Origin of the sequence: Cellulosimicrobium funkei (genome assembly GCF_900155925.1) — a bacterium.
In the GTDB taxonomy this organism is placed as follows: Bacteria; Actinomycetota; Actinomycetes; order Actinomycetales; family Cellulomonadaceae; genus Cellulosimicrobium; species Cellulosimicrobium funkei.
In genome coordinates this window covers 43,118-63,201 of the sequence record NZ_FTMI01000005.1, presented here as the reverse complement: position 1 = coordinate 63,201, position 20,084 = coordinate 43,118, and the positions used below count along the sequence as shown (strand labels likewise).

Genomic DNA, 20,084 nt, shown 5'->3' with positions numbered 1-20,084 from the left:
CCGCGGGTGACCGGGGCCGACGGCGTGGGGTGCGTCACGGCTACGCTCGCCCGATGGCCCAGGTGAAGATCTACGGACGGCGCAGCGTGTGGGGCGCGCGGCGGAGGGAGGTGTCCGACGCGCTGCACGAGGCGCTCGTGCGCGCGTGGCAGCTCCCGCCGGACAAGCGGTTCCACCGCTTCCTGCTCCTGGACGACGACGACCTGGTCGCCCCGCGCTCGGACGCGTACCTCGTCGTCGAGGTCGTCTGCTTCACGGGCCGCACGCGCGAGGCCAAGCGCGCGCTGGTCGCGGCGCTGTACGACGACGTCGTGCCCGTCCTCGGCCTGACGGCGGACGACGTGGAGCTCGTGATCCTCGAGAGCCCGCGCGAGAACTGGGGCATCCGCGGGGTCAGCGGCGACGAGCTCGCGCTGTCGTACCGCGTCGACGTCTGACTCGCGCGTCTCCTGCCTCGGGCGGGGGGGGGGGCGGTCCGAGCCCGTGTGCGGCCGCTCAGCCTGCCTCGGCGACGACGGCCAGCACCGCGTCGCCGTACCGGGCGAGCTTGTTCTCGCCGACGCCGCTCACCAGCGCGAGCCGCTCGAGCGAGCCGGGCCGGGCGGTCGCGATCCCGCGGAGCGTCGCGTCCCCGAACACGATGTACGCGGGCACGCCCTGGGTCTTCGCCTCGCCCGCCCGCCAGGCGCGCAGCGCCTCGAACAGGGGGACGTCGGCCTCGGCCAGCTCGGCGGCGGCGGCCGCCTTCCGTCCCTTCGCCGCGTGTGCCGGACGCGCCGGCTCGTGCCGCATCCGGACCTCGCGGCGCCGGGCCAGGACCTCCCCGCTCGCCGCGGTGAGCACGAGCGTCCCGTGCGCGCCCTCGACGGTGAGCAGCCCCTGGGCGAGGAGCTGGCGCACCACGGCCCGCCACTCGTTCTCGGACAGGTCGTCCCCGACCCCGAACACCGACAGCTCCTGGTGCCGGAACCGTCGGACCTTCTCCGTGTCCCGGCCGAGGAGGATGTCGACGACCTGCCCGACGCCGAAGCGCTGCCCGCGCTCGCGGTCCAGGCGGAACACCGTCGAGAGCACCTTCTGCGCGGCGACCGTCCCGTCCCAGGCCTCGGGCGGGGCGAGGCACGTGTCGCACGACCCGCAGGCCCCCGCGTGCTCCTGGCCGAAGTAGGCGAGCAGCTGGGCGCGGCGGCACTCCACGGTCTCGCAGAGGGCGAGCATCGCGTCCAGGTGCCGGCCCAGGTTGCGCCGGTGCGCGGCGTCGCCGTCGGACGTCTCGATGAGCTTGCGCTGCTGCACGACGTCGGCGAGGCCGTAGGCCAGCCAGGCGGTGGAGGGCAGCCCGTCGCGCCCGGCACGCCCCGTCTCCTGGTAGTACCCCTCGACGGACTTGGGCAGGTCGAGGTGGGCGACGAACCGGACGTCGGGCTTGTCGATGCCCATGCCGAAGGCGATCGTCGCGACCATGACCAGACCGTCCTCGCGCAGGAACCGGGACTGGTTCGCGGCGCGCACCGACGCGGGGAGCCCCGCGTGGTAGGGCAGCGCCTGGATCCCGTTCTCGACGAGCGTCGCGGCGGTCCTCTCGACCGACGCGCGCGAGAGGCAGTAGACGATCCCCGCCTCCCCGGCGTGCTCGGTGCGCAGCAGGTCGAGCAGCTGCTTCTCGGGCCGGTCCTTGGGCACGATCCGGTAGGTGATGTTGGGGCGGTCGAAGCTGGAGACGAAGTGCCGCGCGCCTTCCAGGTCGAGGCGCTGGGCGATCTCGGCCCGCGTCGCGGCCGTCGCCGTCGCCGTCAGGGCGATGCGCGGGACGGACGGCCAGCGCTGGTGCAGCACCGACAGCTCGAGGTAGTCCGGCCGGAAGTCGTGGCCCCACTGGGACACGCAGTGCGCCTCGTCGATCGCGAAGAGCGCGATCGGCGTCCTGTCGAGCAGGTCGAGGGTGGCGCGGCTGCGGAGCCCCTCCGGCGCCACGTAGAGCAGGTCGAGCTCACCCGCCACGAGCGCGCGCTCCACGGCGCGGCGGTCCTCCGAGGACAGCGTGGAGTTGAGGAACGCGGCGCGGACGCCGAGCGCCGCGAGGGCGTCCACCTGGTCCTGCATGAGGGCGATGAGCGGGGAGACCACGACGCCGGTCCCCGGACGGACCAGGGCGGGGATCTGGTAGCACAGCGACTTGCCCCCGCCGGTCGGCATGAGCACCAGGGCGTCGCCGCCGTTGACGACGGTGTCGATGACGGCCGCCTGCTCACCCCGGAACGCGTCGTACCCGAAGACTCGCCGGAGCACGTCGAGCGCGGGGTCGGTCGCAGTCGCTGTGGCCACCCGGGCACCCTACCGAGGAGTTCCGACACGCCGGTCCCGGCGCGTCCGCGCCACCACCGGGGCGCCCGTCACGGGCGGCGGAGCTCGGCGGGCAGGTCGTCCCGGTGGCGGACGGCGAGGGACGTCACCGCGCGGGTCAGGCAGACGTACAGCCGTCGCAGCCCCGTGACCCGGTCCGGCTCGCCCCGGACGACGCCCTCCGGGTCGTCCAGCACGACGTGGTCGAACTCCAAGCCCTTCGCGAGCGACGCGGGCACGAGGTCGAGGCGCGCGTCGAACTCGACCGCGCCGTCGTCGTCCGACGCCTCGCCGACGACCGCGAAGGCGAGGCCCGCCGCGGCGAGCGCGGCGCGCGCGGCGTCCGTGCCGGCGTCGGGCACGATCAGCCCGACCGACCCCTCCCGGGCGAGCGCCGTGCGGACCAGGTCCACGACCGGCCTCGTGGTGAGGATGAGCTCGCCCCGCGCCCGGCGTACGGCGACCGGCGGGTCGAGGTCCGGCGCGATCGAGGGCAGCAGGCGGGCCGCGTACTCGATGACGTCGCCGGGGACGCGGAAGCCCGCGGTGAGCTGCTCCACGTGGCCGTCGGGCTTGCCGAGGTGCGTCAGCGCGTCGGTCCACGAGGAGACCCCCCACGGCGTCGTCGCCTGGGCCAGGTCGCCCAGCACCGTCAGCGAGCCGGTGCGCGCCCGGCGCCCGAGAGCGCGCAGCATCATCGGCGAGAGGTCCTGCGCCTCGTCCACCACGACGTGCGCGACCGACGCCCCGCGGGCCAGCAGGTCCGCGATCTCGTCGAGCAGGACGAGGTCGGCCAGCGTCCAGCGAGCCGTGCCCGGCGTGCGGGACGGTCGGGCCGGGCGCAGCAGCTCCTGCTCGGCCGGGGTGAGGACGCCGTCGGCGCTCGCGGCGAGGAACGCGGGGTCGACGAGGAGCCGGTGCAGCAGCGCCGTCGGCGTGACCTTCGGCCACACCGCGGCGGTGTAGTCCCGGACCGGGCGCGTGCGCGCGAGCGCGTCCCACGCCCGCTCGTCGAGCGCCTCGCCCGACTCCTCGATCTGCACGAGGATCCGGTGCGCGAGCGCGTGCCGCAGGTGGTCGCGACCGGCGTCGAAGCGCGGCCCCCGGCCGACCACCTGCGCCACGCACTCGCGTGCCTCGTACGCGGCGACGCGCCAGCGGCGCGCACCGCGCGGCAGCACGAGCGCCTCGGACGGATCGACGAGGTGCGACCACACGGCGCGTCGGAGCACCTCGGCCAGGCGCCCGTCGCCCTTGAGCCGGGCGACCTCCGCGGGCTCCGTGCCGCGCAGGCGGCCGTGCGCCGTGACGATCTCCTCGACGGTGGTCTGGGTCGCGTCGACCTCGCCGAGCGCGGGCAGCACGTCGCGGATGTACCGCAGGAAGCTCGCGTTGGGCCCGACGACGGTCATCCCGGCGCGGCTCACCCGCTCGCGGTGGGAGTACAGCAGGTACGCGGCGCGGTGCAGCCCGACGGCGGTCTTGCCGGTGCCGGGTGCGCCCTGCACGACGACGGTCCGGTCGAGCCCGCTGCGCACGATGACGTCCTGCTCGGGCTGGATGGTGGCGACGATGTCGCGCATCGGCCCGGTGCGGGGCCGCTCGATCTCGGCCTCGAGGATCGCGGAGGGCTCCGCACCGGGACCCGGGGCGGTGAGCGTCTCGTCCTCGAAGCCGGTGAGGGCACCACGCTGGAAGCCGTAGCGACGGCGGACGGCGACCCCCATCGGCTCCGTGCGGGTTGCGCGGTAGAAGGGCGTGCTCACCGGGGCGCGCCAGTCGACGACGAGCGGGTCGCCCTCGGGGTCGGAGACATGGCGGCGGCCGATGTGGAAGACCTCGGCGGGCTCGTGGCCGGTGCCGTCGAGGTCGATGCGTCCGAAGAAGAGCGGGACCTCGGGGTCGTCGGCGAGCTGGGCGAGCCGACGGGCGAGCGCCGCCTCGAGGTACTCGGCGCTGACCCGGTCTCCCGCGAGCGCGTCGAGCGACCCCGCCCGCTCGCGCATGCGGGCGAGCTGCCTGCGGGCGTCGGCGAGGAACTCCTGCTCCCGGGCGAGCTCGGCCGACGTGTCGGTGGCGGGTGCCGCGCTCGGGGCGTCGGGGGCGGACGGTTCGGCGGTGGCGGGCACGACAGACCTCCGGGAGCAGGCTTCGAGGGGGGCGGGCCATCTTACGGGCCATGACCCGCCGGCGGGCCGGTCGCTGGTCCGCCGAGCCGCCCGGGAGCGGTAGCCTTGCTGGCGCGGACGAGTCGGTCGGACGGTCGCGTCGGGAGGCCTCGTGCCTCCCGCCGAGGAACGTCCGGGCTCCGAAGGGCAAGGTGGTGGGTAACGCCCACCCGGGGTGACCCGCGGGACAGTGCCACAGAGAACAGACCGCCGCGTCGGGAAGGGCTCCGGCCCCGACCGGTGCGGTAAGGGTGAAACGGTGGTGTAAGAGACCACCAGCGGACCGGGTGACCGGTCCGGCTCGGTAAACCCCACCTGGAGCAAGGTCAGACAGACTGTGTCTGAGGGCTGCCCGCCCGATTCTCCACGGAGAAGCACAGTCGGGTAGACCGCTCGAGCCCTGCGGCGACGCAGGGCCTAGATGGATGACCGTCGCCCGCGCGAGGGTGACCTCGCGCGGGAACAGAACCCGGCGTACAGACCGGCTCGTCCGCATCTCACCACCCGACCTGGGGCGTCGCAGGAGGGCTCTCCTCGGTCTGCACGAGGACCACGAGACGGCTGGGGGTCTACTTCGGCGGGTCGGTCCCGCGTGTCGCGGTTCCGTACGGGCTCGTGAAGCTTCACGCGACGTGGGCCCAGGCGCGGACGGCGGCGCGGATCGCCTCCGACTCGTTCGCCAGACCCTCTCGCTCGGCGCGCTCCCGGAGCGCGGTCAGGGTCTGCTCGTCGGGGACCGGCTTGCCGTGGATGGTGCGCTGCTCCTCGCTCACAGGAATGACGTACACGAAAATGTGTGCGGCGGTCAGTCCGTCGCGGGGGCGCCGGGCCGCGGCGCCCGCGGGGCGGCGGGACGGCGTGAGAGACGCGGTGCGGAGTTAGGCTGTCGTGCCGCACCCGCCGCGGAGACGCCGGTCCGCCGGCGCGTCCGCCCGCCTCTCCCGGCACCACCGGGAGGACGGGCCCCGTCCTACTCGTGCCGAGGAGCACCATGTCGCACCACGACTCGCACACGCCTCCGCTCGCCTACGTCATCGCCGGTTCCGAGGCCACCGGCGGCGCCGGCATCCAGGCCGACCTGAAGACGTTCCAGGAGCTCGGCGCCTACGGCGTCGGCACGCTCACGTGCATCGTCTCGTTCGACCCGAAGAACGACTGGGGCCACCGCTTCGTCCCCGTGGACCCGCAGGTGATCGCCGACCAGTTCGAGGCGGCGACGGTCACGCACGAGCCCTCGGTCGTGAAGATCGGCATGCTCGGCACGCCCGCGACGATCGACGTCGTCGCCGAGTCGCTGCGCTCGCGCACGTGGGAGCACGTCGTGCTCGACCCGGTCCTCATCTGCAAGGGCCAGGAGCCCGGTGCCGCCCTCGACACCGACACGGCGCTGCGCGCGCAGGTCCTCCCGCTCGCGACCGTCGTCACGCCCAACCTCTTCGAGACGCGCACGCTCGCGGGCGTCGAGTCGATCGAGACGGTCGAGGAGCTCGTCGACGCGGCGCGCAAGGTCCAGGCGCTCGGCCCGCGCGCCGTCGTCGCGAAGGGCGGCGTCGAGCTGCCCGGCCCCGACGCGGTCGACGTCCTGGTCGACGGCGACGAGGTGCACGTGCTGCGCACCCCGAAGATCGGCGAGGAGCGCGTGAGCGGGGCAGGCTGCACGTTCGCCGCCGCGATCACGGCGGAGCTCGCGAAGGGCACCTCCGTGCTCGACGCCGCGCGCGTCGCCAAGGACGTCGTCACCGCCTCCATCGAGGACCGCGTGGCCTCGAACGCGCCGTTCGACGCGGTACGGGTCGGCGCGCGCCGCTGACCTCCTGCGGTTCGCTGGGGTCGCGCACGCGACCCCGGGCCGACCCGTGCTCGACCAGCGATCACCCCTCGGACGTCTCGACGTCCCCTGACGGTCAAGGAATACTCTCGTCACCGTGAATGACCTCCCCCCTTCGGAACTGACCCCGTCCCCGGGTGCTGCCGACGGCCCCGACCGGGTCTCCGCCGACGTCTCCGACCTCCCCGACGACACCGGTCACGCCGGGCGCGGCCTCGCGCGCCACGACGTCCCGGGCCCGCTGCGCGACGACGTCCGCCTGCTCGGCGGTCTGCTCGGCACCGTGCTGCGCGAGACGGGCGGCCAGGACCTGCTCGACGACGTCGAGCGGCTCCGCGAGCTCTCGATCCGCGCGTACGACGACCCGTCCGGTGCCGTGCTGGCCGAGGCGGAGACGCTCGTCGAGGGCCTCTCCATGGCTCGCGCCGAGCAGGTCGCCCGTGCCTTCACGTGCTACTTCCACCTCGCGAACCTCGCGGAGGAGTACCACCGCGTGCGCGTCCTGCGCGAGCGCGAGGCCGAGTTCGCGACCCGCGCCACGACGCCCGACGACTCCCTCCCGGAGGCGTTCGAGCAGCTCGTCGGCGAGGTGGGCCGCGAGGAGGCGCTGCGTCGTCTCCGCGGGCTCGAGTTCCGCCCGGTGCTCACGGCGCACCCGACCGAGGCCCGCCGCCGTGCGGTCTCCGGCGCGGTGCGGCGCATCGCGACGCTGCTCGACGAGCGGGACGCGCAGCGCCTCGGCGGAACGTCGCTCGCGGAGAACGAGCGTCGCCTCCTCGCCGAGATCGACACGATGTGGCGCACCGCCCCCATCCGCGAGCACAAGCCGTCGGTCCTCGACGAGGTGAAGACGGCGCTCGGCGTGTTCGACGCCACGATGTTCGACACGTTCCCCACCGTCTACCGCCGCCTGGACGACTGGCTGCTGGGCGACGAGGCGGGGCGCGAGGAGCCGCTCGTGCGGCCGTTCGTCAGCCTGGGCACGTGGATCGGCGGCGACCGCGACGGCAACCCGAACGTCACGGCCGACGTGACGCGCCAGGCCGCGGCGATCGCCGCCGACCACGCGCTCGCGGCGCTTGAGCAGCAGGCGCGCGCCGTCGGGCGCAAGCTCACGCTCGACCAGGACGGCACGCCGCCGTCGGACGGCCTGCGCGCCCTGTGGGAGCGCCAGCGCCGGCTCTCGGAGGCGGTCACCGTCGCCGCGTCGGAGGCGTCGCCGCGCGAGCCGCACCGCGCGGTCCTGCTCGTCGTCGCGGACCGCATCGCCGCGACGCGGGCCCGCAACGCCGACCTCGCCTACCCGAACGCCGAGCAGCTCGAGTCCGACCTGCGGGTCGTCCAGGAGTCGCTCGTGGCGGCGGGCGCGCCCCGTGCGGCGTACGGGGACCTGCAGCAGCTCGTGTGGCAGGTCGAGACGTTCGGGTTCCACCTCGCGGAGCTCGAGGTGCGTCAGCACTCCCAGGTCCACGAGGGGGCGCTCGCCGAGATCGCGGAGAAGGGCCTGCACGGCGACCTCTCCGACCGCACGCGCGAGGTGCTCGACACGTTCCGCGCGCTCGGCGCGGTCCAGCAGCGCTACGGCATCCGGGCCGCACGCCGCTACATCGTGTCGTTCACGCAGAAGCCGGAGCACCTGGCGGCGGTGTACGAGCTCGCGGAGCTCGCGTTCGAGGGCTCCGACGAGGCGCCCGTGGTCGACGCGATCCCGCTGTTCGAGACCTTCGCCGACCTCCGGGCGAGCGTCGACATCCTCGAGTCCATGCTCACGCTGCCGCAGGTGCAGCGTCGGCTCGCCGAGAACGGGCGCCGCGTCGAGGTCATGCTCGGCTACTCGGACTCGTCGAAGGACGTCGGCCCGGTGTCCGCGACCCTCGCCCTGCACGACGCGCAGAGCCGCATCGCGCAGTGGGCCGAGCGCCACGACATCACGCTCACGCTGTTCCACGGCCGCGGCGGCGCCCTCGGCCGCGGCGGCGGCCCGGCGAACCGTGCCGTGCTCGCCCAGCCCCCGGGCTCGGTCGACGGCCGCTTCAAGCTCACCGAGCAGGGCGAGGTCATCCTCGCGCGCTACGGCGACCCGACGATCGCGTCGCGCCACATCGAGCAGGTCGCCGCGGCGACGCTGCTCGCGTCGGCGCCGTCGACGGAGAAGCGCAACGCCGAGGCGACCGAGCGCTACCGCGACCTCGCAGCCGCGCTCGACGAGTCGTCGCGCCGCCGGTTCCACGAGCTCGTGCGCGCGGACGGGTTCCCGCAGTGGTTCTCGCAGGTGACCCCGCTCGAGGAGGTCGGTCTCCTGCCGATCGGCTCCCGCCCGGCACGTCGCGGCCTGTCGGTCTCGTCCCTCGACGACCTGCGCGCGATCCCGTGGGTGTTCTCCTGGTCGCAGGCGCGCATCAACCTCGCGGGCTGGTACGGGCTCGGCACGGCGCTGCGCGACTTCGGCGACCTCGAGCTGCTGCGCGAGGCGCACCGCGAGTGGCCGCTCTTCGCGACGCTGCTGGACAACGTCGAGATGTCGCTCGCCAAGACGGACGAGCGCATCGCCGAGCGGTACCTCGCGCTCGGGGACCGCGACGACCTCGCGCAGGCGATCCTCGACGAGCTGCGCCTCACGCGCGAGCAGGTCCTCGCGGTGACGGAGAACGCGTGGCCGCTCGCCGGCCGGCGCGTGCTGGGCCGTGCGGTCCAGCTCCGCAGCCCGTACGTCGACGCGCTCTCGCTGCTCCAGGTCCGCGCGCTGCGCGGCCTGCGCTCCGGCGCGGAGGGCCCTGTCAAGGACGAGCTCCAGCACCTGCTGCTGCTCACCGTCAACGGGGTCGCGGCCGGCCTGCAAAACACCGGCTGAGGTCCGGCGCCCGCCACGACGGCCGTCACGTCGACCCGCGACCGGGTCCGTGGCGGCCGTCGTCGTCTGGACAGCCGTCCAGTTGTTGAATGAATCCTCAACCATCGCCCGGGTGAACGGCCGCTCACGGGGTTCTGGGTAAAGTCTTCGCCAGAGGCCTACCAGCCGCCGCTATCCGTGGGGTACTCTGGCGACGACCGACCACGCCGGAGTCCTGCTGTCGCCCGACGACGTACGAGAGCAGGGGCCGACAGGTCGGGGCGTCGGGCAGGAGGCGCGGCACTCGTCGGGGTGGGCGAGGCAAGGCGGGACGAAGGGCGGGGCAGTGTTGGTACAGGAGCTCGAACGCAGCGACACCGGGGCAGGGACGGGCGGCATCCGGCTGCTCGAAGAACGCGACGCGAGCGTCGTGGACATGTGGGGCGAGATCGACGTCGCCCTGCGCAGCGAGGCGAGCGCCGCGCTCGCCAACGCTCTCGAACGCGACGTACCCGTGGTCATCGACACGTCCAAGGTGACGTTCATGGACTCGACGGGCATCGCGTTCCTCGTGCAGTTCTACACGATCGGCTCCGAGGAGGGGCTGTCCGCGACGCTGCGCAACCCGCCGACGGTCGTCACCGACGTCCTGGAGATGCTCGGCGTCATCGAGATCTTCGGCACCGAGCACCACGAGGTCAGCCCGGCCTGAGGGCCCCGGCGAGCCCGGCCCCTCGGGACCGGGCTCGGACCCCGGGCACGATCGTCAGACGGCGTCGGCCGCGAGCGACGCGGCGCCCACGATGCCCGCTGCGTTGCGCAGCTGGGCGGGCACGATCGGCGCCCGCAGGTGCAGCAGCGGCAGGAAGTGCTCGTGCTTCTTGCTCACGCCGCCGCCCACGACGATGAGGTCGGGCGAGAACAGGTCCTCGACGACCCCGAAGTAGCGCTGGAGCCGCTCGGCCCACTGCGCCCAGTCGAGGTCCTCGCGGTCGCGCGCGGCGTCGGAGGCCCGCGTCTCGGCGTCGTACCCGTCGATCTCCAGGTGGCCGAGCTCCGTGTTGGGGAGCAGGTGGCCCTCGACGAGGATCGCGCTGCCGATGCCGGTGCCGAGCGTCGCGACGAGCACGACGCCGTCCGCGTCGCGCGCGGCGCCGTAGCGCACCTCGCCCACGCCCGCGGCGTCGGCGTCGTTGACGGCGACGACGTGCCGTCCCGTCTCGCGCGCGACGAGCGCCGGGAGGTCGACGCCCGTCCACGACTTGTCGAGGTTCGCGATGAACCGCACGACGCCGTGCTGGAGCGGGGCGGGGAACGCGACCCCGATCGGCACGTCCTGCGGGAGGTCGTAGGCGCCTACGAGCTCGGCGATGACCTCCGCGACGGCCTGCGGCGTCGACGGCTGGGGGGTGGGGATGCGGTGCCGCTCCTGCGCGAACTCGCCGGTGGCGAGGTCGACCGGGGCGCCCTTGATGCCGCTGCCGCCGACGTCGATGCCGAAGGCGGTGCGGGGGCGCGGGCGGTCCGCGGGGGGTGCGGCGTGCGAGTCCTGGTGGGCGTTCATGGCAGTGTGAGGATCTCCGCTCCGTCGTCGGTCACCAGCAGCGTGTGCTCGAACTGCGCGGTCCGCGAGGCGTCCGCGGTGACTACCGTCCACCCGTCGTCCCACATCCGCCACTCGGACGTGCCGAGCGTGAGCATGGGCTCGATGGTGAAGACCATCCCGGGCTCGATCACGGTCGCGTGGTCGGGCGCCGCGTCGTAGTGCGGCACGACGAGCCCCGAGTGGAACGCGCGCCCCACGCCGTGGCCCGTGTACTCGCGCACGACCCCGTACCCGAAGCGGGCGGCGTAGCGCTCGATGACGCGACCGACGACGTTGATCTGGCGGCCGGGCGCGACGGCCTTGATGCCGCGGGCGAGCGCCTCGCGCGTGCGCTCGACGAGCAGCGCCGACTCCGGGTCCACCTCGCCGACGGTGAAGGTGGCGTTCGTGTCGCCGTGCACGCCGCCCACGTAGGCGGTGATGTCGACGTTGACGATGTCGCCCTCGACGAGCTCGGTGGAGTCCGGGATGCCGTGACACACGACCTCGTTGAGCGAGGTGCACAGCGACTTGGGGAACCCGCGGTAGCCGAGCGTCGACGGGTAGGCGCCGTGGTCGAGGAGGAAATCGTGGCCCACGCGGTCGAGCTCGTCCGTCGTGACGCCGGGGGCGACGTGGCGCCCGACCTCGACGAGCGCCTGCGCCGCGACGCGCGAGGCCGTCCGGATGCGCTCGACGGTCGCGGGGTCGTTGACCTCGCTCCCCTCGAAGGGCCGCGGTCCCGGCCGGCCCACGTACTCGGGGCGCTCGATCGTCGTCGGGACCTGCCGCTGGGGTCCCACGACACCCGGCGTCAGGGGGCCACGGCGCCCGGGGCGTGGGAGAGCGGCGGCGTCGGGCGGGACGGGGGCGGTGCTCATGGCCGCCAGTCTACGAACGCGCGGGCGCCGTGGGCGGCCGGCCGGGCCGGGATGGGGGAGGATCGAGGCATGAGCACCGGATCACGCTTCAGCGACGACGGCGAGCCCGCGGCCGCGGACGGGTACTACTACGACACGCGCACCGGCGAGGTGCACCGCGGCCCGAGCGCGTCGTGGTCGCACCGCATGGGCCCGTACCCGACGCGCGAGGCCGCCGAGAAGGCCCTGGAGACGGCGCGCGAGCGCACCGACGCCTGGGACGAGGAAGACCGCCGCGAGCGCGAGGAGTGACCCACGCCCCGCCGCCCGGCCCGCGCCGGGTGTGGTCGGGTCGTCTCGGCCTCCTCCTCGCGGGCCTGGCGGTGGGCGCGCTGACGTTCCTCGTCGCGCTGCAGGTCCGCGCCGTGTCGGGGGCCGGCCCGACGACGGTCACCCCCTCGGGCGGGGCCGTGCCCGCCGCGCCCGAGCCCGCGCCGTCGACGGCGTCGCCCGACCCGACCGCCACGGAGACCGGGCCGGCGCCCCCGCTCGCGGGCGTGACGGTCGCCGTCGACCCGGGGCACAACGGCGGGAACGGGGCGAACCCGCTCGTCGTGAACGCGCCCGTCCCCGATGGCCGTGGCGACACCAAGGCCTGCAACACCGTGGGGACGTCCACGGACTCCGGCTACCCGGAGCACGCGTTCACGTGGGACGTGGCGGGACGGCTCGCGGGACGCCTGACCGAGCTGGGCGCCGTCGTCGTGCTCACGCGCCCCGACGACGCGGGCGTGGGCCCGTGCGTCGACGCGCGCGGCCGGTTCCCGCAGGAGAACGACGCGGACGTGCTCGTCTCGCTCCACGCCAACGGCACGGAGGACCGCCGCGCGCACGGGTTCTTCGCGATCGTGTCCGACCCGCCCGTGGACGAGGCCCAGGGGGAGCCGAGCGTCGCGCTCGCGCACGAGCTCGTGGCCGCGCTGACGGCGGCCGGGTTCGCGCCGTCGTCGGCGGTCGCGGCCGACGACGGTCCCGTCCAGCGGCGCGCCGACCTGGCGACGCTCAACCACGCCGAGCGGCCGGCCGTGATGCTCGAGCTGGGGGAGATGCGCAACCCCGACGAGGCCGCGGTCATGGAGTCGGAGGAGGGGCGCCAGCGCTACGCGGACGCCGTCGCGAGCGGCGTCGCCGCGTGGGTGACCGACGGCGGTGCGGGCGCGGGGTGACCCGGCGCCCGCACCGGGTGCTCAGCGGGCGAAGCTGTGCGCGTCGTCGGGGAAGGTCCCGCCGCGCACGTCGGCGGCGTAGTCGGCCGCCGCCTGACCGAGCGCGGCGCCGATCTCGGCGTAGCGCTTGGCGAACCGGGGCGACCAGTCCGTCATCCCGGCCATGTCGGTCCAGACGAGCACCTGGCCGTCGCACGCGGCGCCCGCGCCGATGCCGATGGTGGGGATGCGCAGGATCTCGGTGACGCGCGCGGCCACCTCGACCGGCACCATCTCGAGCACGACCGCGACGGCGCCCGCCTCGGCCACGGCGAGCGCGTCCTCGCTGAGGCGCTCCGCGGCGTCGTCGCCCCGCCCCTGGACGCGCGGGCCGCCGAGCAGGTTCTCGGACTGCGGCGTGAAGCCGAGGTGCCCGACGACGGGGATGCCCGCGTCCGTGAGCGCCTGGATCTGCGCCGCGACGCGGCGGCCGCCCTCGAGCTTGACCGCGCTCACGCCCGTCTCCTTGAGGAACCGGACGCCGGTGGCGAGCGCCTGCTCCGGGCCCGCCTCGTACGAGCCGAACGGCAGGTCCACGACGGTGAACGCGCGGCGCGCGGCGCGCGCGACGGCGCGGGCCGGGGGGATCAGGTCGTCGACCGTGACGGGCAGGGTCGACGCGTGCCCGTGCATCGTGTTGCCGATCGAGTCGCCGACGAGCAGCATGTCGATCCCCGCGTCGTCGAAGATGCGCGCGGTCACCGCGTCGTAGGCGGTGAGCATGGTGATCTTCTCGCCGCGCGCCTTGGCCTCGGCGAGGTGGTGCACGCGGACGCGGCGCGGTCCCGTGCCGCCGGTCGCGGCGGGCTCGGGGGCGGTGTGAGCAGACATGACGGCCTTTCCTGGGTGCGGGAGGGGGCGGACGACGCGCGGGGTGCCGGCGTCGTCAGGCGAGCGGCTCGCGCCAGCGGTTCGTGATCGGCAGACGGCGGTCGCGGCCGAACGCGAGCGCGGTGACCTTGGGGCCCGGCGGGTACTGGCGGCGCTTCCACTCGGCGCGGTCGACGAGCGTCACGACCTTGTCGACGACCTCGGGGTCGAACCCGCGGGCGAGGAGCTCGGCGCGTCCCTCGGCGTGCTCGATGTAGGCGTCGAGGACCTCGTCGAGCAGGTCGTAGGGCGGCAGCGAGTCCTGGTCGGTCTGGCCGGGGCGCAGCTCCGCCGACGGGGGCTTGGTGATCGACGACTCCGGGATGGGCGGGATCTCGCCGCGGTCGAGCGCGGCGTTGTTGCGCCAGCGCGCGAGCTGCCACACGCGCGACTTGTCGACGTCCTTGAGCGGCGCGAACCCGCCGATGCTGCCGGCGTCGTAGATCGTGGCGTACCCGGTCGCGAGCTCGGACTTGTTGCCGGGCGCGATGACGAGGTGGCCCTCGCGGTTGGAGATCGCCATGAGGATCACGCCGCGCACGCGCGCCTGGAGGTTCTCCTCCGCGACGCCCTCCAGTGCGAGCTCGCCCTGGAACGCCTCGACCATGGGCGCGATCGGCTGGACGCGGTAGTCCGCGCCGAGCCGCTTCGCGAGGTCGGCCGCGTCGTCCTTGCTGTGGTCCGACGAGTACCGCGACGGCATCGAGACGCCGACGACGTTCTCGCCCCCGATCGCGTCCGCGGCGACGGCGGCGGTGAGCGCCGAGTCGATGCCGCCCGAGACGCCGAGGACGACCGAGCGGAAGCCGTTCTTGCGCACGTAGCCCGCGAGGCCCGTCACGCACGCCCGGTACACCTCCTCGTCCGGGTGCAGCTCGGGGGCGCGCGGCCCGCGCGGGGCGCCGTCGGCGGGGAGCTCCCAGACGAGCAGGTCCTCCACGAACTGCGGCGACGAGGCGACCACCGTGCCCGCGGCGTCGGTGACGAACGAGCCGCCGTCGAACACGAGGTCGTCCTGGCCGCCCACGAGGTTCACGTACGCGACCGGGGCGCTCACCTCGCGCGCGCGGCGCGCGGCGAGGTCGGTGCGAACGTGCCCCTTGCCCTCCTCGTACGGCGACCCGTTGAGCACGAGCAGCAGGTCGAGCCCGTTGCCCGCCTCGTCGAGCGTCGCCATCTCCGCGACGGGGCCGCCGTCCTGCCAGATGTCCTCGCAGATCGCGATGCCGACGCGGCGCCCCTCGACCTCGACGACCGTCGTCGTCTCGCCGGGCGCAAAGATGCGGAACTCGTCGAACACGCCGTAGTTGGGCAGGTGGTGCTTGTCGTACGCGGCCTGCACGGCGCCGTCGCGCAGCACGACCGCGCGGTTGGTCGGCAGGTCGGCGGGGGAGCCCGAGGCCTCGCGCTCCGCGGCGCCCGCACCGCGCGGCGCGCCCGAGGTGCCCACGGTGCCGAGCACGACGGTGACCGCGCCCAGTCCCTCGGCGTCGAGCCGCGCCGCGATGTCCGCGGCGGCGTCCCACGCCGCGCGCCGGAACGACGCCCGCAGCGCGAGGTCCTCGATCGGGTAGCCGGTGAGGGTCATCTCCGGGAAGGCGACGAGCTGCGCGCCCGCGGCCGCGGCCTCCCGGGTGCGCTCGAGGACCAGGGCGGCGTTGCCGTCGAGGTCCCCCACGCACGTGTCGACCTGTGCCAGCGCGACGCGCAGATCAGCCATGCGTCCACCCTAGACGAGCAGGGCGGACGGCTCGTCCGGGGGCCCGCCGCGCGGCACGACGTCCAGGACACGACCGTGTCACCCGTTCGTCACACGGATCAGGCAGGATGTACCGCATGGACAGGCAGCAGGAGTTCGTGCTCCGCACGGTCGAGGAGCGCGACATCCGCTTCATCCGGCTCTGGTTCACCGACGTGCTCGGCATGCTCAAGTCGGTGGCGATCGCGCCGGCGGAGCTCGAGTCGGCGTTCGCCGAGGGGATCGGGTTCGACGGCAGCTCGATCGAGGGCCTCACGCGCGTGTACGAGGCCGACATGATCGCCAAGCCGGACCCGACCACGTTCCAGGTGCTGCCGTGGCGCGGCGAGCGGCACGGTACCGCCCGCATGTTCTGCGACATCCTCACGCCCGACGGCGAGCCGTCCCTCGCGGACAGCCGCAACGTCCTCAAGCGTGCGCTCGCCCGGGCGAGCGACAAGGGGTTCACGTTCTACACGCACCCCGAGGTCGAGTTCTACCTGTTCAACCAGCCGGCGGACGCCGGGTCGCCGCTCGTCCCCGTCGACCAGGGCGGGTACTTCGACCACCTCGCGCGCGGGAGCACGCACGACTTCCGGCGCGCCGCGATCACGATGCTCGAGTCCATGGGCATCTCGGTCGAGTTCTCCCACCACGAGGCCGGGCCGGGGCAGAACGAGATCGACCTGCGCTACGCCGACGCGCTGACGACGGCCGACAACCTCATGACGTTCCGCACGGTCGTCAAGGAGGTCGCGCTCGAGCAGGGCGTGTTCGCGTCGTTCATGCCCAAGCCGATGGCCGACCACCCCGGCTCGGGCATGCACACGCACCTGTCGCTCTTCGAGGGCGACCGCAACGCGTTCCACGAGCCGGGCGCCCAGTTCGAGCTGTCCAAGACGGCGCGCCAGTTCATCGCGGGCCTGCTCGTCCACGCGGCGGAGATCACCGCGATCACGAACCAGTACGTGAACTCGTACAAGCGCCTGTGGGGCGGGGCCGAGGCCCCCAGCTACGTGTGCTGGGGCCACAACAACCGCTCCGCGCTCGTGCGCGTGCCCATGTACAAGCCGGGCAAGGGCAACTCGAGCCGCGTGGAGTACCGCGCGCTGGACTCGGCCACCAACCCGTACCTGGCGTTCGCCGTCATGCTGGCCGCCGGGCTCAAGGGCATCGAGGAGGGCTACGAGCTCCCCGAGGAGACCGAGGACGACGTCTGGGAGCTCACCGACGCGGAGCGTCGTGCGCTCGGCATCAAGCCGCTCCCGCAGTCGCTCGACGAGGCGATCCGCATCATGGAGGGCTCCGAGCTCGTCGCCGAGACCCTGGGCGAGCACGTGTTCGACTTCGTGCTGCGCAACAAGCGCCAGGAGTGGGACGCGTACCGCGCGCAGGTCACGCCGTTCGAGCTGAAGCGGTTCCTCCAGGTCCTGTGAGCGGGTCCACGACGACGTCCGGTCGGTCCGGCGGGTCCCGCCGGCCCACGCTCACGGGTCGGCTCGCGCGGTTCGGCTTCGCCGACATCACGCGCTCGGCCGGTTTGCTCGCGGACCCTGACCTGGCGCTGCTGCTCGACCCGGGTGCCCGGTCCGTCGACGGTCCCGAGGCCGGCGCCGCCGACCCGGCGGGCGTCGTCGACGACGAGCTGCTCGCCGCGTTCGGCCAGGCCGCCGACCCGGACCTCGCGCTCCTGCAGGTCGTGCGGCTCGCGGGCGCGCTGCGCCCCGACGTCGAGGCGCGCGGTGCGCTCGCGGACCTCGCGCGCGGCACCCTGCGGCCGGGCCCGGCCCGCGACCGCCTCCTCGCGGTGCTCGGGGCGTCGGTCGCGCTCGGCGACGACGTGGTGCGGCGCCCCGCGCTGCTGGAGGTCGTCGCGGACCCGGCGCCGGGCACCGGGGTGGCCGCGGGCGACGTGCGGGCGGAGCTGCTGCGCGCCGTGGGCGCCGACCCGGACGCCGAGGTCCCGGTCGCGGCCGAGCCGGGGCCCGAGCGGGTCGACGCGCTGCGCCGGGCCTACCGCGAGCGGATCCTGCGCATCGCCGCGACCGACCTCACCGTGACCGACCCCCTGACACGCATGCCCGCGGTCGGTGCTGCGCTGGCCGACCTCGCCGCCGCCGCGCTCGAGGGCGCGCTCGCCGTCGCGCGCGCGGAGCTCGACGACCACGGCGCGGGGGTGCGACTCGCGGTCATCGGCATGGGCAAGTGCGGGGCGCGCGAGCTCAACTACGTCTCCGACGTCGACGTGATCTACGTCGTCGAGCCCGCCGACGGCTACGACGAGGAGCACGCCACGACCGTGGGGGCGCGCCTCGCGACGAGCCTCGCGCGCGTGTGCTCCGGCACGTCCGGCGAGCCCGCCCTGTGGCAGGTCGACGCCGCGCTGCGCCCCGAGGGCAAGCAGGGGCCGCTCGTGCGCACGCTCGCGAGCCACGTCGCGTACTACGAGCGCTGGGCCAAGACGTGGGAGTTCCAGGCGCTGCTCAAGGCGCGCACCGTCGCGGGCGACCGCGAGCTCGGGCGCGCGTACGAGGAGGCGATCGCCCCGTTCGTGTGGTCGGCCGCGGGTCGCGAGAACTTCGTCGAGGACTCGCAGGCGATGCGCCGCCGCGTCGAGGCGCACGTGCCCGCGGCGGAGGCCGACCGCCAGCTCAAGCTCGGCAAGGGCGGCCTGCGCGACGTCGAGTTCACCGTGCAGCTGCTCCAGCTCGTGCACGGGCGGTCCGACGACTCGATCCGCAGCCGCAGCACCCTCACCGCGCTCGCCGAGCTCGCCGCCGCCGGGTACGTGGGGCGCGAGCACGCGGCCCGGCTCGGCGTCTGCTACCGCTTTCTGCGCTCGCTCGAGCACCGCATCCAGCTCTTCCGGCTCCGGCGCACGCACCTGCTCCCGACGGCCGACGACGAGCTGCGCCGTCTCGCCCGGTCGCTCGGCATGCGGACCGAGGGCGCGGCGGGCCTCACCGAGCGGTGGCGCGCGACGCGGCGCGAGGTGCGCGGCCTGCACGAGGAGATCTTCTACCGGCCGCTCCTGCCGGTCGTCGCGCAGCTCTCGCCGGACGAGGTGAGCCTGGCGCCGGAGGCCGCGAAGGCGCGCTTCGCCGCCATCGGCTACCGCGACCCGGCGGGCGCCATGCGGCACGTCACCGCGCTCATCGAGGGCGTGAGCCGTCGCGCCGCCATCCAGCGTCAGCTCCTGCCCGTGATGCTCGGCTGGTTCGCCGAGGGCGCGGACCCGGACGCCGGGCTGCTCGCGTTCCGCACGCTCTCCGAGACGCTCGGCACGACGCACTGGTACCTCCAGCTCCTGCGCGACTCCGGGTCCGCGGCCCAGCGGCTCGCGCACCTCCTGGCGAACTCGCGCTACATGGCCGACGCGCTCGGCCGGTCGCCCGAGTCCGTGCGCTGGCTCGCGGGCGACGCGGACCTCGTCCCGCGCGGCATCGAGCGCCTCGCGGCGGAGACCGACGCGATCCTCACGCGCGCCGACGAGGTCGAGCCGGCCACGGTGAGCCTGCGCGCCGTGCGGCGGCGCGAGCTGGCCCGCACGGGCGCCGCCGAGCTGCTCGGGGTCGTCGACCCGGTCGACGCCGCGCGCAGCATCTCCGACGCGGCGGACGTCGTGCTCGCGGGCGCGCTCCGGGTCGCGGAGTTCGTGGCGCGCGACGAGCTCGGGTACGACGCGCCGGACCCGTCGTCCGCGCCGGCGCGCCTGCTCGTCGTCGCGATGGGGCGCCTGGGCGGCCGCGAGATGGGCTACGGCTCGGACGCCGACGTCATGTTCGTGCACGACCCCGCGCCCGGTGCGGCCGGCGACGCCGCCCAGGCGTACGCGCTCGCCGCGGCGACGCGGCTGCGGCAGCTGCTGTCCGCCGTCGGGTCGGAGCCTGCGCTGCCCGTGGACGCCGACCTGCGGCCCGAGGGGCGCAACGGCCCGCTCGTGCGCTCGCTCGCGTCCTACACCGAGTACTACGAGCGCTGGTCCAGCGTGTGGGAGGCGCAGGCGCTGCTCCGCGCGCGGCCCGTCGCGGGCGACGTCGCCGGGCTCGGCGAGGCGTTCACGCGCGTCGTGGACGCCCGGCGCTACCCGGCCGGGGGCCTCGACCTCGCCCACGTGCGCGAGGTCCGGCGCATCAAGGCCCGGGTCGAGGCGGAGCGGCTCCCGCGCGGGGTCGAGGCGTCGCGGCACCTCAAGCTCGGGCGCGGGGGAGTGTCCGACGTCGAGTGGACCGTCCAGCTCCTGCAGCTCCAGCACGCCCACGAGGTCCCCGCGCTGCGGACCACGTCCACGGTGGACGCGCTCGACGCCGCGGTCGACGTCGGGCTCGTCGACCCCGACGACGCCGCGACCCTCGGCGAGGCGTGGCACCTCGCGTCGCGCCTGCGCAGCGCGCTCGTGCTGTGGTCCGGGCGCACGACCGGCACGACGGTGGACGTGCTGCCGCACGACCGCTTCGCGCTCAACGGCCTCGCGCGCGTGCTCGACCTTCCGGGCGTGGACACCGGCGCCGAGCTGGAGGAGCACTACCTCCGCACGGCCCGCCGGGCCCGCACCGTCATGGAGCGCGTCTTCTACGGCGAGGACTGACCGCGGGCC

The 20,084-nt window shown here is 74.6% G+C and carries 15 protein-coding genes and 1 other RNA gene; 9 read left to right on the top strand and 7 right to left on the bottom strand.

Going from position 1 to position 20,084, the window contains the following annotated elements; all coding sequences use genetic code 11:
- Positions 1-53 precede the first annotated feature (53 nt).
- The gene (locus tag BXA05_RS13505; protein WP_076405475.1) at positions 54-437 is read left to right on the top strand and encodes a tautomerase family protein; all 384 of its coding nucleotides are present in this window, start codon (positions 54-56) and stop codon (positions 435-437) included.
- Positions 438-495: 58 nt separating this feature from the next.
- Here BXA05_RS13505 and recQ read toward each other — a convergent pair whose 3' ends face one another.
- Complete coding sequence (gene recQ, locus BXA05_RS13500) at positions 496-2,325, bottom strand: DNA helicase RecQ (RefSeq protein WP_076405473.1); 1,830 nt, start codon at positions 2,323-2,325, stop codon at positions 496-498.
- 68 nt (positions 2,326-2,393) lie between these two features.
- Positions 2,394-4,472, bottom strand: coding sequence for a HelD family protein (locus BXA05_RS13495; protein WP_076405471.1), 2,079 nt, complete (start codon positions 4,470-4,472; stop codon positions 2,394-2,396).
- Between the two features lie 118 nt (positions 4,473-4,590).
- Between BXA05_RS13495 and rnpB the strand changes: the two genes are divergently transcribed.
- An RNA gene (gene rnpB, locus BXA05_RS13490) (RNase P RNA component class A) lies at positions 4,591-5,004 on the top strand.
- A gap of 130 nt (positions 5,005-5,134) precedes the next feature.
- Here the strand turns inward: rnpB and BXA05_RS19765 are convergent.
- Complete coding sequence (locus BXA05_RS19765) at positions 5,135-5,284, bottom strand: ribbon-helix-helix domain-containing protein (protein ID WP_240949075.1); 150 nt, start codon at positions 5,282-5,284, stop codon at positions 5,135-5,137.
- Positions 5,285-5,502: 218 nt separating this feature from the next.
- On the opposite strand from BXA05_RS19765, the gene thiD reads away from it, so the two are divergent.
- From thiD to BXA05_RS13470, 3 genes are all read left to right on the top strand, one after another.
- Entirely contained in the window at positions 5,503-6,321 is an 819-nt protein-coding gene (gene thiD / locus BXA05_RS13480; RefSeq protein ID WP_076405469.1) for a bifunctional hydroxymethylpyrimidine kinase/phosphomethylpyrimidine kinase, read from the top strand.
- 259 nt (positions 6,322-6,580) lie between these two features.
- Positions 6,581-9,190, top strand: a complete 2,610-nt coding sequence (locus tag BXA05_RS13475) for a phosphoenolpyruvate carboxylase (RefSeq protein ID WP_244550482.1) — start codon at positions 6,581-6,583, stop codon at positions 9,188-9,190.
- A 325-nt stretch (positions 9,191-9,515) separates the two neighbouring features.
- Positions 9,516-9,881 carry an STAS domain-containing protein gene (locus BXA05_RS13470; protein WP_244550468.1) on the top strand — a complete coding sequence of 122 codons (366 nt, stop codon included), beginning with the start codon at positions 9,516-9,518 and terminating at the stop codon, positions 9,879-9,881.
- Between the two features lie 54 nt (positions 9,882-9,935).
- Here the strand turns inward: BXA05_RS13470 and ppgK are convergent, their stop codons facing one another.
- Together ppgK and map are read right to left on the bottom strand one after the other, a co-directional pair.
- Positions 9,936-10,733 carry a polyphosphate--glucose phosphotransferase gene (ppgK, locus tag BXA05_RS13465; protein ID WP_021482429.1) on the bottom strand — a complete coding sequence of 266 codons (798 nt, stop codon included), beginning with the start codon at positions 10,731-10,733 and terminating at the stop codon, positions 9,936-9,938.
- The gene (gene map, locus BXA05_RS13460; protein WP_076405465.1) at positions 10,730-11,635 is read right to left on the bottom strand and encodes a type I methionyl aminopeptidase; all 906 of its coding nucleotides are present in this window, start codon (positions 11,633-11,635) and stop codon (positions 10,730-10,732) included. Before map ends, ppgK begins: the two co-directional genes overlap by 4 nt.
- A gap of 69 nt (positions 11,636-11,704) precedes the next feature.
- Between map and BXA05_RS13455 the strand changes: the two genes are divergently transcribed.
- Together BXA05_RS13455 and BXA05_RS13450 are read left to right on the top strand one after the other, a co-directional pair.
- Complete coding sequence (locus tag BXA05_RS13455) at positions 11,705-11,926, top strand: hypothetical protein (protein WP_043653514.1); 222 nt, start codon at positions 11,705-11,707, stop codon at positions 11,924-11,926.
- Entirely contained in the window at positions 11,923-12,840 is a 918-nt protein-coding gene (locus BXA05_RS13450) for an N-acetylmuramoyl-L-alanine amidase (protein ID WP_168944413.1), read from the top strand. Before BXA05_RS13455 ends, BXA05_RS13450 begins: the two co-directional genes overlap by 4 nt.
- 21 nt (positions 12,841-12,861) lie before the next feature.
- Here the strand turns inward: BXA05_RS13450 and panB are convergent, their stop codons facing one another.
- Together panB and BXA05_RS13440 are read right to left on the bottom strand one after the other, a co-directional pair.
- Positions 12,862-13,710 carry a 3-methyl-2-oxobutanoate hydroxymethyltransferase gene (gene panB / locus BXA05_RS13445; protein ID WP_076405463.1) on the bottom strand — a complete coding sequence of 283 codons (849 nt, stop codon included), beginning with the start codon at positions 13,708-13,710 and terminating at the stop codon, positions 12,862-12,864.
- A gap of 55 nt (positions 13,711-13,765) precedes the next feature.
- Positions 13,766-15,469, bottom strand: a complete 1,704-nt coding sequence (locus BXA05_RS13440) for an NAD+ synthase (protein ID WP_076405461.1) — start codon at positions 15,467-15,469, stop codon at positions 13,766-13,768.
- Between the two features lie 116 nt (positions 15,470-15,585).
- Here BXA05_RS13440 and glnA point away from each other — a divergent pair, with 116 nt between their 5' ends.
- Entirely contained in the window at positions 15,586-16,923 is a 1,338-nt protein-coding gene (gene glnA / locus BXA05_RS13435; protein ID WP_021483141.1) for a type I glutamate--ammonia ligase, read from the top strand.
- Positions 16,920-20,075, top strand: coding sequence for a bifunctional [glutamine synthetase] adenylyltransferase/[glutamine synthetase]-adenylyl-L-tyrosine phosphorylase (locus BXA05_RS13430; RefSeq protein WP_076405459.1), 3,156 nt, complete (start codon positions 16,920-16,922; stop codon positions 20,073-20,075). The genes glnA and BXA05_RS13430 overlap by 4 nt, the downstream gene beginning before the upstream one ends.
- Positions 20,076-20,084: the final 9 nt, after the last annotated feature.